A 14,402-nucleotide genomic window follows, 5' to 3' on the forward strand; every position below is an offset into this window, starting at 1 on the left:
GGGGGGGGGGGGGGGGGGGGGGGGGGGGGGGGGCGCGGGGGGGGGGGGGGGGGGGGTGGGGGGGGGGGGGGGGGGGGGTGGGGCGGGGGGGGGGGGGGGGGGGGGGGGGGGGGGGGGGGGGGGGGGGGGGGGGGGGGGGGCGGGGGGGGGGCTGGGGGGGCGGGGGGGCGGGGCTTTTTGCTGGGGGTCTCCGGGCGCGGCCGGGGGTGTGGGGGGGGGCGCCACCCACGGAGCACCCCATGATCGACCTGAACCAAATCGATGACCTCGCCCGCCGCCTCAGCGACCTGGTGCCGCCGGGCCTGCGCGAATCACGCGAGGAACTGCAGGCCACCTTCAAGAGCGCGCTGCAGGCTGGGCTGGCCAAGCTCGATCTGGTCACGCGCGAGGAATTTGAAGTGCAGCGCGCGGTGCTGCTGAAGACCCGCCAGAAGCTGGATGCGCTGGAAACAGCGGTGCGCGAGCTGGAAGGGCGCCGCGCCGCAGAATGAAAAAAGGAGGCGCACTGCGCCTCCCACTTACAGATTATTTCCCGGATGGGGCCTTGCAGCAAGGCCCACCTGGCCCCCTAGACTCGCCGGCCTGTCGATCCGGCAGGACAACCTGGGGGTATCGCGATGACGCAGGACACCGAATGGACACCCGTTTCGCAGGACACCTGCGATCAGGTCGCCGGGCCGTTCTATCACGGCACCCGGGCCGACCTGGCCACGGGCGATCTGCTGGTTGCGGGCTACAGCTCCAACTATCGCGATGGCGTGGTGATGAACCACGTCTACTTCACCACGATTGCCAAGGGCGCCGGGCTGGCCGCGGAGATGGCCCGGGGCGAGGGGCGGCCGCGTGTGTACGTGGTGGCACCGACCGGGCCGTTCGAGGACGATCCGAACGTCACCAACAAGAAGTTTCCCGGGAACCCGACACGGTCGTATCGCAGTGCACAGCCGTTGCGGATTGTCGGTGAGATCACCGAGTGGGAACCCTACGATGCGGACTTCATCCGGCAGTTGAGGGAATTCGTCGCATCGGGGAGTGGCGAGATCATCAACTGATGGTCTATTGGTGCTGAGCGTTGCGCACATCTTCATCGGCATCGTAGATGTCAAGGCCGAGCTCGATGCCGCGCTCTCCCAGGGCGAGCAGGACCTTGGGCGAAAGCGAGACACCATCATTGCTGCTGCCCATGAAAAGGCCGCAGAACAGGTCAGGCCGGAACCGTGCCAGCGACTTCCATATGGCGGGATCTCCGGTGAGCTGATCAAGGATCTCAAAAATCTGAGCCTCCAGATCTTCAGGCTCACGACGCATCGCGGCCATTCGCCAGCTTCCGGTCCTGGCGATACGCACGACGCCCGAGTGGCTGCCTCCAAGTTCCTGGCCCTTGTGATGCGAGGCGGTTGGAGCCGCCCCCAGCAGGGCACTGATCTCATCCGGCAGAAGGTCGTCGCCGAAAAATCGAAGCGTTACCAGGGAATGATCGAATGCTGCCATTGAAGTCGGGTCGTCTTTTCGGAATGTCTTTCAGTATGCGCGTCCCGTCAATGTCAGCCTTGATCGGACCTGCGCGATTGCCCCGTGCCTGCACGCCTGTCCATCAATGCGCGGGCTGCGTCTGTAGTGCACTTGGCCCCCTGCGCAGCAGGTACAGCGCGACCAGGAAGGGCCACAGGGAGTTGATGGAAGAGAACAGGCGCTGGGTGAGTCCCCTGAAACCCTGCGGATCCGCGCCCACCAGGTTCAACCATAGATAGACCACTGCCGCGATGCTCACCACGGCAGTCACGGCATAGGCCCTTCGGTTGGCCGACCAGGCCCTCAGTTCGATATGCGACATCGCCGGCGCAATGATGTTCGCGATACCGATGGCGTAGAAGCCGTGCATCGGATGACCCATGGGCCAGAGCCCATTGGTCAACATGGAGACGCCAAAGATCATCCAGCAGGCGGCACCCACGGCGATCCGGCGACCGGATTCCCGCCATAGCGCGATGGCAAACAGTACGAACCCCAGCCCGCAGCCGATGGCGGCGATCCGTCCGCACAGGCTTGCGAGCACGGGTGCCTGCAGCAGCTCGCTGGCGTGATGTGCAATCGGGTTGTAACCGGGTGCGAGCATCGCAGCAACGGTGGTCCAGAATAGGAACCATGGCAGGGGTATCAGACCCGCGAAAAGAAGAGGTCGGCTGTGACGCAACATCTGCAATGATCCTTGTCGGGGTCTGCGGGGGCGGCGAATCCATTCAAACACCACCGCCTTCTCGTACTGCGGGCAGCCACGTCCAGGTGCCTGCCGCGGCAGTCAGACTCGGCGTGGCGCGCTGGACGGTCAATAGGTGGAAAGTCACTCGCACCTTCGCAGACGCGCGCCGCACGCTGTCGCAATCAACGCACTCTTCTCCCTCCAACAGACGAATCTGACGGGGCCGTCGCAGAAGTACCGAAAGCCCCGCCGTTCAAGCCTCTCGCGCCACTCCTCCCTGTACGACAATGCCAGAAACGTCTCGGGCCTGGCCGCATTGGCCCCGATCCCTTGGCATTCCCCACAACGGCGGGTAATCGTTGCTCCGCCACCGTGTATCGGTGGCCGGGCCTCGAAAACCCGCTGCTGTGACGAAGTCTGCGCCTGTCGGCTATGGCGGGCGGTTCGTGGGGGCCTCGTGCCCGCCGGCCCAACACAACCCGGTTTTCGAGCCACGCATCGTCCGCCCCCCTACTGGTGGCAGCTTATGCCCGCCCGTGCCGTCGCATTCCCTCAGTAGTCGTAGCTCACGCTGACGCGCAGCGAGCGCGGTGCCTGCCGTACCGTCGCTGCGCCGTACAGCGGGTCCGGCTGCCCCGGATCCAACTCGGAGTACGGCGATTTCCACAACGCCACCTGGCGGTTGAATACGTTGAACACATCCAGGTTGAAGCCCAGTCGCCCAGCCGCCACCGAAGGCCGGTAGGAGACTCCCAGATCCAGCTGTTTCAGCCAGGGCAGGCGCCCCTGGCTGCCCGGAGGCGCGGGCTGGCCGTTGTAGAAGTGGTAGGCAATGCCGTAGCCGGAAGGGTCTTCGAAGTTCGGGCCATACGAACCCAATGCGCTGAAGGGCGCGCCGGAAATCACCTTGAGGTTGGCCGAGACCAGCCATTCCGGCGTCAACTGGTAGTAACCATGCAGCTTGAACTGGTGGGTGTGGTCGTTGCTCTGCGGCCCGTTGGTGTGTTCCATCAGCTGCGCGTAATCCCAGGCCTGCGTGGTCGACACCGCCGTCTGGCCGATGCCCGACAGCAGCTGCCCTTCGGTGGTGCCATAGCTGCGCGACCACGTGTAGTCCGCCCGGCCATACCAGCGGCCATCAAACGGGTGCTCCAGCGACAGGTTCACCGCGTAGTAGTTGCGCTTGAACCTGGGGAAGCCCATCTCGGCATTGGTCAGCGGCACGCTTACGTAGTTGCCCCTGGTATCGACCAGATTGAAGGTGTTCGCACGGCCAGGATTGATCAACCAGCAACTGACCGGATTGCTGTCCTTGGTGACGTCATACCCCAGGCTGTCGGCCTTGGCCAGCACCGCGCCGATATCGCAGTAGTCATCCACGCCGCTGCGCAGCACCCGATAGGTCGCCTTCGCGCCGTACACCCAGTTCTGGCCGAGCGCCCTGCTGAAGCCCAGGATGAACTCGTCCTGGTAGGACGGCTCGATGCCGGAGGTCGCCACCGTCTTCGGATCGGGCAGCACGCCGTAGTAGTTGTTGGCCGACACCGCGCCGGAGAACGCGGTGAGGTCGGTTGGATAACCGTTGCTGTCGATGCCGCCATAGGTGTAGTACGTCGAGGTAGCCAGCGTCGCGCCCGCCGCGTTGAAGGCCGGGTTGAGCGGCAGCGCGAGGTAGTAGCGACCCACGTTGCCGAACACCTTGAAGCGCCCGTCGCCGTCGACGTCCCAGCTGAAGCCCAGCCGCGGCGCCCACTGCCCGCTGGTCTGCTTGATGTAGGCGTCGCCATCGCGGTTGTAGTTGGTGAACTGATCCAGGCGCAGGCCCAGGTTCAACAGCAGGCGGTCGGTCACCTGCCAGTTGTCCTCGATGTACTGCGCCCGCTGCGAGGCGCGTACCGACGCCAGTGCGCTGTAGATGTACTGGCGCACGTAATAACCCTCCTCACCATTGCGGATGCCGCCGGTGGCCGGCACGCCCAGGCCGGTATTGAGGGGCACGTTCGGGTTGGACTGGCCATAGATCCAGTAGTAACCGTCGGCGGAGGCCACCGAGCCACGGTTGAGCGCACGGGCATTCTGGTTGTCGATGCCGACCGTGATGCTGTGGTTGCCCCATCTGTAGTTCGCATCCAGTCGCAGGTTGTTGGTGCGGTTGCCGCGATCCGGGTTGACCAGCAGCGACGTGGTCTGCGCATTGGTGATCGGCGTACCACCGTTCAGCGCCGGATTCTGCAGCGTGGCGCTGCTGATGTAGGTCAGGCTTCCGTCGTAGGCCGGGTTGCCGATGTAGTCATCGGTACGCATTTCGCCATACTGCGCGCTGACGGTAAGCCGGTCGGTCAGGTAGCCGGTGTACTTGGCCGTCCACAGGTCGCCACCGGTCTTGGTGGTGTCTTCCTTGCCACGCTGCGCACCGCGGGTGAGCGTGTCGTAGTCGTAAGCGAAGCTATCGCCCCGGAAGACATTGCGGCTGGAGGCTCCGGTCAGTTCCAGCAGGTGGTTGTCGGTGATGTTCCAGTCCAGCTTGGCGTACCAGCGCGGGCGGTCGTACTCATAGCGGGAGTAGGCATTGGTCGCCTCCACATTCTTGACGTCGGTGCCCTCACGGCGCTCGAGCTCGTACGAGCCGAAGAAGAACAGCCGGTCTTCCAGCAGCGGACCACCGGCGTAGATGCTCTGCGTGGTCACCCACTCGCGGTCCTGGCTTTCCGGTGAATACAGCGCGCCATTGCCCGGGTAACGCACATCGTCCTTGTCCGAGCGCGTGGACGCTGGTTCCCAGGTGACCTGGCCACCGAATCGCCACTGATTGGTGCCGCGCTTGCCCACCGCATTGATGACGCCGCCATCGGAACGGCCGTACTTGGCGCTGTAGCCGCCGGTGTAGATTTCCTGCTGGTCGATGCTGCCGTAGGGCAGCGTGAGGCCACCCAGACCGCGCAGTGGATCGGTGCTGTTGAAGCCATTGATGTAGTAGGCGTTCTCGGCAGCGGACGAACCACCGAAGCTCACCAGCTGTGCACCGGTCGGGCCGGCATAGGTGCCATTGCCACTGTTGCCGTTGACCCCGGGCGCAAGCTGCGCGATCGCCTCGGCCGAGCGACCCAGTGGCAGGCGCTGCAGCTGCTCGGCCGTGATCACCGTGCGCGAGTCCACGCTGCTGACATCGATCGCAGCCGCTGCCCGGTCGGCGCTGACCTGCACACCGTCCAGCCGGGTGACGTCAGCGAAGGACACCTCGGTACTGGCGCCTACCGTCAGCGAAATGCCCTCGCGGGTCTGCAGCACGTTCCCTTCGACATCGCGTGCTTCCACCGCGTAGCGGCCCAGTGGCAGCTGGCCGACGGTAAAGCGGCCTCGCCCATCGACCGTCACCTCGCGGGTGAGGCCGGTATCGCTGCGAACGAAGATGCGCTGGGCGGTGGCCGGCGCCTGTCCGGCGATCGCGCCGGTGGTGGACTGTGCATGAAGTGTGGGAGACGCGGTGGCAAGCAACACCGCCAACGCCAGCAATCGCGGGCGCAGTGAAGAACGAGCTGTCGTCATCGTGGGCTGTACGGGTAGTGGGGGAAGCAATGCCAGCCGCAATCGGTGGACCAGACATCGCACATTCATTAACCCCGCCCGTGCCCCAATGCAGAAATGCTCAGTGGTTATCTGCTTTTGGCCGACGGTCATACCGAACCGCGCGCGCGTCGGTGCCCCCCCCTCCTCGTGCCACGCAGGAAAGCCCTAGGCGCCTGGCCAGCAATGCCTGATGGCGACGGACAGAGTGACGGCCGCACCATCGAGCCTCTCTCTCTGCAGGAAGCACACATGAGCCTGGCCCTGGTCTACAGCCGTGCCCGCGCCGGGGTCGAGGCCCCGCTGGTGCGGGTGGAAGTACATCTTTCCGGTGGCCTGCCCGCCACCCAGATCGTCGGTCTGGCCGAAACCAGTGTGCGCGAGTCGCGCGAACGCGTACGTGCGGCGCTGCTCTGCGCGCGCTTTGATTTCCCGCAACGGCGCATCACCCTGAACCTGGCGCCCGCCGACCTGCCCAAGGAAGGCGGGCGCTACGATCTGGCCATCGCCTTGGGCATTCTTGCCGCCAGTGGCCAGATCCCGCCGCAGTCGCTGCTGCCGTACGAGTTCCTGGGCGAGCTGGGCCTGACCGGCGAGCTGCGCCCGGTTGCAGGCGCGCTGCCCGCCGCCATCGCGGCGGCCGAAGCGGGCCGCATCCTGGTGGTCCCACCGGGGAATGCGGCCGAATCGGCGCTGGCCGAGCACGCCGACGTGCGCGTGGCCCGCACGCTGCTGGAATGCTGCGCCGGGCTGGGCAATCCGCGCCTGCTGCCGCAGGTTGAGCGGGTGGACACCACGCCCCGGCCGCTGCCGGATCTGGCCGATGTGCGCGGGCAGGTGCATGCACGGCGCGCGCTGGAAGTGGCTGCGGCCGGCGGGCACCATCTGCTGCTGATCGGCAGCCCCGGTTGTGGCAAGACCCTGCTCGCCTCACGCCTGCCCGGGCTGCTGCCAGCGTCCACCGAGATCGATGCCTTGCAGCTGGCGGCCATCGCCTCGGTCAGCGGCGAAGGGCTGGACCCGAAGCGATGGCGACAACGACCGTTCCGCGCGCCACACCACAGCGCCAGTGCTGCGGCACTGGTGGGCGGCGGCAATCCGCCCTGCCCCGGCGAGATATCACTGGCGCACCATGGGGTGCTGTTCCTGGATGAACTTCCCGAGTGGAACCGCAGCGCGCTGGAGACCCTGCGCGAGCCGCTGGAATCGGGCCACATCCGCATCGCCCGCGCTGCACGCAGCGTGATGTTTCCGGCGCGGTTCCAGCTGGTCGCGGCGATGAACCCCTGCCCCTGCGGTTGGGCCGGCGACCGCAGCAACCGTTGCCTGTGCACCGATGAGCGGATTACCCGCTATCGCGCCCGAGTCTCCGGCCCATTGCTGGACCGCATCGACCTGCACATCGCGGTGACGCGCATGGATGCGGTGGAGCTGCGTGAGAGCACGCCGCTGGGCGAGCCCAGTGATGCGGTGCGCGGGCGGGTGGAGGCTGCGCATGCGCGGCAGCAGATGCGCGGGGGACTCAATGCGCATCTGCCGCCCGCTGCGCTGCGCGCGTGCACGCGGCTGAGCGAGGCCGACCAGGATCTTCTGGAACACGCCATCGAGCGCCTGCAACTGTCAGCGCGCGCGATGCATCGCATTCTTCGCGTGGCACGCACGATTGCCGATCTGGCCGGGTGCGAGAACATCCAGACCGCACATCTGGCCGAGGCGATTGGCTATCGGCAGCTGGATCGGGGGAAGGCAAGCCAATGATGCTGCATCATGACCGCAGCCGCTCCAGCAATCCCGGCAGCCATTCCGGCTTGAACACGCAGGAAGGCTGCTCTCTCATTTCCTCTGCGCGCCACCACTTCCAGTCTGTGATCGTGGCGTTCTCCTCTTCTGTCCAGCCGTCACGTCGAATGGCTGGCTGTGCAGGAGCGTGAACCAGAAAATACGTCTCCAGCCATCGCGCGGGTGTCGAACGGGCGACCGCATAGACGGCGTCCCTTTCCTCAACAAGCCTGCCGATCTGCAGGTTCAGTCCGGTTTCTTCCCGGAGCTCGCGCCGCGCCGCGTCCAGATAGCTCTCGCCCGGCAGAAGTTCACCGCCCGGGGTCGCCCAGAAGGGGGCGTGGTGTTCGTCGTGGTACCGGAACAGCAGAAGCCTTCCGTCTTCATCGACGATCACCAGGCGCGCGGATCGTCTGGTCTCCATGATTGCCTCCGTCTGTCGATGCCCGCTGGACCGCACACGATAGGCGAAAGCTCAAGAGATGAAAAAGAACATGCGCAGCTGCTTCATGCCGCAGTCATGGCGTGCGGGCCCTTGGCGGAACGGGCGACGAGGCTTGGCAAACGTCGGTGGATCGGCCAAAGTTCGGGCTTCATGTCTCCTCATGCGCGCGGCCCATGACACGCCTGCTCATCATTGAAGACAATCCTGAGCTGGTAGCCAATCTGTATGCGTTCCTGGAACCACTGGGCTACGTGCTGGACGATGCGCGGGACGGCGCCAGCGGGCTGCGCCGCGCGACGGAGAACGACTATGACGCCGTTCTGCTGGACCTGATGCTGCCCCGCCTCGATGGGATGACGCTGTGCCACAGGCTTCGGCAGGAGTTCCAGAACCCCATACCGATCCTGATGCTCACCGCGCGCGACCAGGTGGACGACCGGGTGCAGGGCCTTGCCCTGGGCGCGGATGATTACCTGGTCAAGCCGTTCTCACTGGCCGAGCTGGATGCCCGCATCAAGGCCCTGGTACGTCGAGCCCAGGGCCGGCAGGTGGACACGGTGATCGCGTGGCAGGAGCTGCAGGTGGATACGCGCTCGCCGCAGGCATGGCGGTGCGGCAAGGCGATCAGCCTTACGCCGACGGCCCACAAACTGCTCGTTTCACTGGTGCGGGCGGCGCCGGCCGTCGTGCGCAAGCAGGACATGGAGTACCTGATCTGGGGTGACGAGCCGCCTGACAGTGGCGCGTTGCGAACGCATATCCACGAGTTGCGTCTGCAGGTGGATCGGCGCTTCGACTACCCGCTCATCGCAACGGTACACAGCGTAGGCTGGCGTCTTTCCAACCCCGCGCCCGGGCAACCGGAGTAGGTCATGCCGACAGGACCGACGGCGTGGACGTCGATCTATCAACGGATGTCGCTGCGGACGCGCATCACGGTCTCCTTCGTGCTGCTGATGGCCGGAGCCATGTGCTTCATCGCCGTGGTCGAGCTCGTCGACTATGACGAGGTACGCGCCTCGGCGGTCTCACGGGCGCAGGATGGCGAGGTACGCAGGCTGGAGGATGCGATCCGCCTTGGATCACCACGCGTGGTCACGCATGACAGTCAGCTCTATGACGAGGAGAACGTGCCGACCGTGCTGCGCCAGTATGGTCCCGGTTACCACGGCGAGCCCGCACCCAACGAGTGGCACCTGCGGGTGTTCGACGTCGAGGGCAAGCGCTACTACCTGCTCCAGGACGGCGAGCACTATGCCTACCTTGAACACCTGATCAATGCCTTCGCCGCACTGGTCATCCTGACCTGCGTACTGTGCGCCTACTGGATCGGGCGACTGACGTCGGCCCACGTCATCGCTCCGATCACCCGACTTTCCGAGGCGGTGCAGCGCACATCCAAGCCGTTCCCGTACCAGGACGCGCGCGACGAAATCGGCGTTCTTGCGCGTGCCTTTGGCCAGCATAGCGATGAGCTGGAGCGGTTCCTGCACCGCGAGCGGTGCTTTGCCGGAGACGCCAGCCACGAGCTGCGTACGCCCTTGGCCATCATCGCTGGCGCGGCCGAGACACTGCTTCACCAGTTGCCGTCCGACAGCCATCTGCTGCCCAGCGCCGACCGCATCCTGCGGACCACACAGGAGATGCAACGCCAGCTGACCTGCCTGCTGCTGCTCTCCAGATCCCCTGCGAGCCTTTCTCTGACCGACGTCCCGTTGCGTGCCATTGTCCAGGAGTGCATGGCACGCTGCGCACCCTGGCTCGCAGGGAAGCCCGTGACACTGCGGCTGGATGCCCCAGAGGAGGTCACTGTGGTCACCCATGCGGAGCTGGCGCATTGCGTCGTATGGAATCTGCTGCGCAACGCCTGCCAGTACACCGACAGGGGCGAGGTCCGCATCACCCTGCGGGAGGGCGAGCTGGCCATCGCCGACACCGGTCCGGGCCTGCCCCCGACCATCGACCCTGCCCAGTTCAGCAGGTTCCTTCCCAGCGCACGCCAGGATGGCGAAGGGCTGGGGCTGTCCATCGTGCAGCGCGTGGTAGAGCACCTTGGGTGGCAGATGAAGGTGGAGACATCCGCTCAGGGGTGCCGATTCCTGCTTCACCTGTCCTCGCCGCAAGCGCGTGCCTGACACTTTGCTGACATTGCCAGCCACATTCTGGCCACCTTTTCATGGAGAGGCAGGTCACCAATGCAGCAGCAGGCACCGCAGGGCGAGGGCAAGTACCGGCACGGCAGAACCGGATTCCGACGCATCCTGCACACCCTGATTCACTCACGCGACGGTTTCATCGCCACATTCCGCGGGGAGGCAGCATTCCGCCAACTGCTTGTCCTGCACGGCCTGCTCATGACGATGGCCTGTGTGCTGGACATCAGCGCGGTGGAGCGTGCCGTGATGCTGGCCGTCAGCCTGCTGAGCCTCGTGGTTGAACTGCTCAACTCGGCCATCGAGGCGGTGGTCGATCGCATCTCGCTCGAGTACCACCCCCTGTCAAAGAACGCCAAGGACATGGGCAGCGCTGCGCAGAGCGTGGTGCTTGTGATGGTCGCGCTGGTATGGGCGGTGATCCTGCTGGGTCCGCATCCGCAGCTGACAACTTCCTGATGAACGCGTCCAGATACTGCGCGCCTCTCTGGCTCCGCAGGATCTGCACGTGCGCGATTGCTTCACGTGGCATCGGCCACATCCGGTAACGCTTGTCTGGCTCTCGGCCGCGTTCTTCGCAACGGCGGGCAACATGGCCCTCTGGAAGAGCCTGTGGTCCATCGTGGAGATCCATGGCTTTCGCAGCGCACTGTTCATCGGCTCGTTGCCATTGCTGCTGTTCTGCCTGTTCAACCTCCTGCTGACACCCGTCGGGATGCTGCCCTTGCTGCGCAAGCCGCTTCTGGCGCTGCTGCTGATCGTCAGCAGCGCCGCCAGCTACTTCATGCTGCATTACGGCGTACTGATCGACAGAAGCATGGTGCAGAACGTGCTGGAGACCAATCAGGCCGAGATGGCTTCCTACTTCTCGCTCCCGCTGGTGCTGTCCGTCCTCCTGCTGGGCGTGCTGCCCTCATGCATCCTGCTGCTCATGCGGACGGGCAATCACGGCCGTCCCCTGCGATCCTCCCTGGTGTGGCTGGCAAACGTTCTTGCCACGATGATGGTGCTCGTCACCATTGCGTTGGGCTTCTACAAGGACTATTCATCACTGCTGCGGAACAACCGCTATCTGAGGGAACAGGTGCTGCCACTGAACATCGTGCGGCACACCTATGGCCATCTCGGCAGCAGCCACCGCGCCCGTCTCCAGCCGCTGCGCACATTGGCCGACGACGCCGTGCGTGCACAGGGCCCCCGGCCCCGGCTGGTGATCCTCGTCGTTGGGGAGACCGCCCGATCCCGGAATTTCCAGCTCAACGGCTACGACAGACCCACCAACCCGATGCTGTCGCGCAAGGACAACGTCATCAGCTTCCAGAACGTATCGTCCTGTGGGACCGCCACCGCGATCTCCCTGCCGTGCATGTTCTCATCCATGCTGCGTACACAGTTCGATGCGGAGAGGGCCGCGTCGCAGGAGAACGTCCTCGACATCCTGAAGAAGACCGGTGTCGACGTGGTCTGGCGTGACAACAACAACGGCGGCTGCAAGGGCGTATGCGCGCGGGTGCCGACGGATTACATGGGACAGATGAAGGTCGACAACCTGTGTGCCAACGACGATGGCACGTGCCTTGACGAAATCCTCCTTCACGGGCTGTCATCGCGCATCGAAGCCATACAGGGCGACGGCCTCGTCGTTCTCCACCCGCTGGGCAGCCATGGCCCCACCTACTTCCAGCGATACCCCGCAGACGCCCGTGTCTTCAGTCCAACCTGCGACAGCAACCAGATCCAGAAGTGCAGCAATGAAGCGCTGGTCAACACCTATGACAACACGCTTGTCTATACCGATCGCATGCTCGGCAGTGCGATCGACCTGCTGCAGTCCTACTCGAACGACCGCGATGTGGCCCTGATCTACGTTTCCGACCACGGTGAGTCACTCGGCGAGCACGGCCTGTACCTGCATGGAACGCCCTACCTCATCGCGCCACAGGAGCAGACCCGGGTGCCGATGATCATGTGGTTCTCCGCGCAGTTTGTCTCCCATGCAGGACTGGATCTTGCGTGCCTGCGCCGCGATGCGGCTACGCGGGTGTTCAGCCATGACAACCTGTTCCACTCACTGCTGGGCCTGTTCCAGGTCAGTACCACCGAGTATCACGCCGGGCTGGATGTCTTCGCCGGATGCCGCGGGCCATCAGCGGGGTCCGGTCCTCGCGCGATCGCCTGCCCCGCTGCGCGAGGCACCTCTGCCCCGGGCAGCGACGGCTGCCAGACGGCGACTGACGAGACCGTAGAGGTCCTGCAGTTCGGCCGAACGCTCGGCGGTGGTATTGCTGCCGAACATGACCCGCGCGAGCGCGACTTCCTGGGTGTCCGCAGGAAATCGCAGGCGGGTGCGGTAGACCGCCTGCAGAACCAGCCAGGCCCGCCGCAGGCCCCCGCCGGGTAGGGGGCGGACAAGACGCTCATAGACCTGCCAGAACTGATACTCGGCGTCGAGATCGACCCTGGGCACAGCGCAGGGCGCGGGTCGCGGGCATGCTCGGACGCCCGGACGGATCGGTGGTTGGGCGGAATCGGACTGGGCCATGCCAGGAAGCATGACGCGGCAACATTGTGTGAACCTTGCGTCGACGCAGGAGACGGCCTACCGCCGCGGCCCCTACCGCAGCACGAAGCGCTCGATCGCGCGTGCCACGCCCTCGTCGGCATTGGTGGTGGTCTCGAAGCGCGCCACGGCCTTCACCGCATCGATCGCGTTGCCCATCGCCACGCTGGTGCCGGCGTACTGCAGCATGGTCAGGTCGTTCTCCTGATCGCCGATGGCCATGACGTTGGCACGATCGATCCCCAGGTGCTCCGCCAGTTTCTGCAGGCTGGGGCCCTTGCCTGCACGATGATCGAACACCTCCAGGAAGAACGGTGCGCTCTTCAGCACCGCGAAACGCTCGGTCAGCTCACTGGGCAACCGCGCAATGGCCGCATCCAGTACCTCCGGCTCATCAATCATCATCAGCTTGATGAAGGACATGGTGGGATCCATGTCGGCCACTCGGCGGTACGACAGCGGCATGCGCGAGAGGTGCGAGTCGGCCACCGTGTAATAGCTGATGTCCTGGTTGGGCGTGTACATGCGCTGGCTGTCCAGCGCCTGGAAGTGCACGCCCAGTTCGCGCGCCACCTGCTCGCAGAACAGGAAATCGTCAAAGCTGAGCGGGTACTCGACCACCGTTTCACGCGTGCCGATGCGCTGCACCAGGCCGCCGTTGCAGGCGATGCAGTAGTCGTCGTTGCCATCGATGCCCAGTTCGTGCAGGAACGGCGCCAGGCCGGGGACCGGGCGGCCGCTGGTCAGCACGATGTGCACGCCCAGCGCGCGCGCCTGCGCGATAGCCTGCTTGGCGCGTGCGGTGAGCGCGTGGGTGGGATCCAGCAGGGTGCCATCCATGTCGATGGCGACCAGTTCGACGGTCGATTGCCTGCGGCCCATGTCCATTGCGTTCAACTCATGCGGGGCACGCCAGTTTACCCCCTCATGCCCGGTTCACCTCTTTGCCCACGTTGGCCGGGATACTGCCAGAGCCTGTGCGTCCCACACCGCAGGACGGCCCGTTGACCGCCCTTCCCTGGAGAAGCTTGCGACGCATGACCTACCGTGCCCCCGAAACCAACGACAGCGCCCCCTTGGCCCAGCAGATCGAGCAGATGATCGACGAGCTGCCCGGTGACCAGGTCAGCGTCGGCACCTTGCTCGGCGCGCTGGGCGATGAAGGCCTGCTGCTGATCGTGATCCTGCTCTCGGCCATCTTCATCATTCCGGTGTCGATTCCCGGGCTGAGTACCGTATTCGGTGCCTCGATCCTGCTGATCGGCCTGAGCCGGGTGCGCAACCGCCCGCTGTGGGTGCCCCAGAAGCTGGCCCGTCGCGAGATCGCCACCGACAAGCTGAAGGCCAACCTTGGCCGCGCACTGAAGTGGGTGCACCGCATGGAGCGCCTGTCGCGACCGATGCGGCTGGCGGTGATGGTGCGCTCGAAGAAGATGATGCGCCTGAACAACCTAGCCCTGATCGTGGCCACGCTGCTGCTGATGGCGCCGGCCGGGCCGATTCCCTTCAGCAACACGCTGCCGGCACTTGCCCTGATGTCCTTCGCCATCGGCTTCATCCAGCGTGATGGCGCGGCGGTGGCAGCCGGCTATGCCTTCCTTGTCGCCACGGTTGCGTACTTCGGCGTGCTGCTGGGCGGTGTCGGGTTTGCGGCCGAATCGGTGTTCAGCGGGTTCCGCAGCGGTACCACGGAACTGTAGA

At 65.2% G+C, this 14,402-nt stretch carries 13 protein-coding genes; 8 read left to right on the plus strand and 5 right to left on the minus strand.

Going from position 1 to position 14,402, the window contains the following annotated elements:
* Nucleotides 1–239 precede the first annotated feature (239 nt).
* Both ubiK and arr read left to right on the plus strand, forming a co-directional pair.
* Nucleotides 240–491 carry a ubiquinone biosynthesis accessory factor UbiK gene (gene ubiK / locus ACVOME_RS09700; RefSeq protein WP_053518135.1) on the plus strand — a complete coding sequence of 84 codons (252 nt, stop codon included), beginning with the start codon at nt 240–242 and terminating at the stop codon, nt 489–491.
* Between the two features lie 126 nt (nt 492–617).
* Nucleotides 618–1,052: an NAD(+)--rifampin ADP-ribosyltransferase gene (arr, locus tag ACVOME_RS09705; RefSeq protein ID WP_197571359.1), complete on the plus strand. Its 435-nt coding sequence runs from the start codon at nt 618–620 to the stop codon at nt 1,050–1,052.
* A gap of 4 nt (nt 1,053–1,056) precedes the next feature.
* On the opposite strand, the gene ACVOME_RS09710 is transcribed toward arr, so the two are convergent.
* The 3 genes from ACVOME_RS09710 to ACVOME_RS09720 form a co-directional block, all read right to left on the minus strand.
* Nucleotides 1,057–1,491, minus strand: a complete 435-nt coding sequence (locus ACVOME_RS09710; RefSeq protein ID WP_277381164.1) for a DUF4279 domain-containing protein — start codon at nt 1,489–1,491, stop codon at nt 1,057–1,059.
* Nucleotides 1,492–1,594: 103 nt separating this feature from the next.
* Complete coding sequence (locus tag ACVOME_RS09715) at nt 1,595–2,197, minus strand: DUF998 domain-containing protein (RefSeq protein ID WP_481505035.1); 603 nt, start codon at nt 2,195–2,197, stop codon at nt 1,595–1,597.
* Between the two features lie 555 nt (nt 2,198–2,752).
* Nucleotides 2,753–5,746: a TonB-dependent receptor gene (locus tag ACVOME_RS09720; RefSeq protein ID WP_481505036.1), complete on the minus strand. Its 2,994-nt coding sequence runs from the start codon at nt 5,744–5,746 to the stop codon at nt 2,753–2,755.
* Between the two features lie 270 nt (nt 5,747–6,016).
* On the opposite strand from ACVOME_RS09720, the gene ACVOME_RS09725 reads away from it, so the two are divergent.
* Nucleotides 6,017–7,522 carry a YifB family Mg chelatase-like AAA ATPase gene (locus ACVOME_RS09725; protein ID WP_481505037.1) on the plus strand — a complete coding sequence of 502 codons (1,506 nt, stop codon included), beginning with the start codon at nt 6,017–6,019 and terminating at the stop codon, nt 7,520–7,522.
* 7 nt (nt 7,523–7,529) lie between these two features.
* Here ACVOME_RS09725 and ACVOME_RS09730 read toward each other — a convergent pair whose 3' ends face one another.
* The gene (locus tag ACVOME_RS09730) at nt 7,530–7,967 is read right to left on the minus strand and encodes an NUDIX hydrolase (RefSeq protein WP_180875595.1); all 438 of its coding nucleotides are present in this window, start codon (nt 7,965–7,967) and stop codon (nt 7,530–7,532) included.
* A 194-nt stretch (nt 7,968–8,161) separates the two neighbouring features.
* On the opposite strand from ACVOME_RS09730, the gene ACVOME_RS09735 reads away from it, so the two are divergent.
* The 4 genes from ACVOME_RS09735 to ACVOME_RS09750 are packed head-to-tail and all read left to right on the plus strand — an operon-like array spanning nt 8,162 to nt 12,542.
* Nucleotides 8,162–8,857 (plus strand): response regulator transcription factor, encoded by a 696-nt coding sequence (locus ACVOME_RS09735; RefSeq protein ID WP_065174346.1) that lies wholly within the window; start codon nt 8,162–8,164, stop codon nt 8,855–8,857.
* A 3-nt stretch (nt 8,858–8,860) separates the two neighbouring features.
* Complete coding sequence (locus tag ACVOME_RS09740) at nt 8,861–10,123, plus strand: sensor histidine kinase (RefSeq protein WP_065174345.1); 1,263 nt, start codon at nt 8,861–8,863, stop codon at nt 10,121–10,123.
* A 60-nt stretch (nt 10,124–10,183) separates the two neighbouring features.
* Complete coding sequence (locus tag ACVOME_RS09745; RefSeq protein ID WP_065174344.1) at nt 10,184–10,600, plus strand: diacylglycerol kinase; 417 nt, start codon at nt 10,184–10,186, stop codon at nt 10,598–10,600.
* Nucleotides 10,601–10,649: 49 nt separating this feature from the next.
* The gene (locus tag ACVOME_RS09750) at nt 10,650–12,542 is read left to right on the plus strand and encodes a phosphoethanolamine transferase (protein WP_155760136.1); all 1,893 of its coding nucleotides are present in this window, start codon (nt 10,650–10,652) and stop codon (nt 12,540–12,542) included.
* 213 nt (nt 12,543–12,755) lie between these two features.
* On the opposite strand, the gene yidA is transcribed toward ACVOME_RS09750, so the two are convergent.
* Nucleotides 12,756–13,589 (minus strand): sugar-phosphatase, encoded by an 834-nt coding sequence (gene yidA, locus ACVOME_RS09755; RefSeq protein ID WP_065174342.1) that lies wholly within the window; start codon nt 13,587–13,589, stop codon nt 12,756–12,758.
* 149 nt (nt 13,590–13,738) lie between these two features.
* Between yidA and ACVOME_RS09760 the strand changes: the two genes are divergently transcribed.
* Nucleotides 13,739–14,401, plus strand: a complete 663-nt coding sequence (locus tag ACVOME_RS09760) for an exopolysaccharide biosynthesis protein (protein ID WP_164150536.1) — start codon at nt 13,739–13,741, stop codon at nt 14,399–14,401.
* The last annotated feature ends 1 nt before the right edge of the window (nt 14,402 follow it).

This window comes from Stenotrophomonas sp. STEN008, assembly GCF_056760435.1.

What these genes read in the sequence shown, in the direction of transcription:
- ubiK (WP_053518135.1), top strand. Translation starts at nt 240, where the DNA reads ATGATCGACCTGAACCAAATCGATGACCTCGCCCGCCGCCTCAGCGAC.
- arr (WP_197571359.1), top strand. Translation starts at nt 618, where the DNA reads ATGACGCAGGACACCGAATGGACACCCGTTTCGCAGGACACCTGCGAT.
- ACVOME_RS09710 (WP_277381164.1), bottom strand. Translation starts at nt 1,491, where the DNA reads ATGGCAGCATTCGATCATTCCCTGGTAACGCTTCGATTTTTCGGCGAC.
- ACVOME_RS09715 (WP_481505035.1), bottom strand. Translation starts at nt 2,197, where the DNA reads ATGTTGCGTCACAGCCGACCTCTTCTTTTCGCGGGTCTGATACCCCTG.
- ACVOME_RS09720 (WP_481505036.1), bottom strand. Translation starts at nt 5,746, where the DNA reads ATGACGACAGCTCGTTCTTCACTGCGCCCGCGATTGCTGGCGTTGGCG.
- ACVOME_RS09725 (WP_481505037.1), top strand. Translation starts at nt 6,017, where the DNA reads ATGAGCCTGGCCCTGGTCTACAGCCGTGCCCGCGCCGGGGTCGAGGCC.
- ACVOME_RS09730 (WP_180875595.1), bottom strand. Translation starts at nt 7,967, where the DNA reads ATGGAGACCAGACGATCCGCGCGCCTGGTGATCGTCGATGAAGACGGA.
- ACVOME_RS09735 (WP_065174346.1), top strand. Translation starts at nt 8,162, where the DNA reads ATGACACGCCTGCTCATCATTGAAGACAATCCTGAGCTGGTAGCCAAT.
- ACVOME_RS09740 (WP_065174345.1), top strand. Translation starts at nt 8,861, where the DNA reads ATGCCGACAGGACCGACGGCGTGGACGTCGATCTATCAACGGATGTCG.
- ACVOME_RS09745 (WP_065174344.1), top strand. Translation starts at nt 10,184, where the DNA reads ATGCAGCAGCAGGCACCGCAGGGCGAGGGCAAGTACCGGCACGGCAGA.
- yidA (WP_065174342.1), bottom strand. Translation starts at nt 13,589, where the DNA reads ATGGACATGGGCCGCAGGCAATCGACCGTCGAACTGGTCGCCATCGAC.
- ACVOME_RS09760 (WP_164150536.1), top strand. Translation starts at nt 13,739, where the DNA reads ATGACCTACCGTGCCCCCGAAACCAACGACAGCGCCCCCTTGGCCCAG.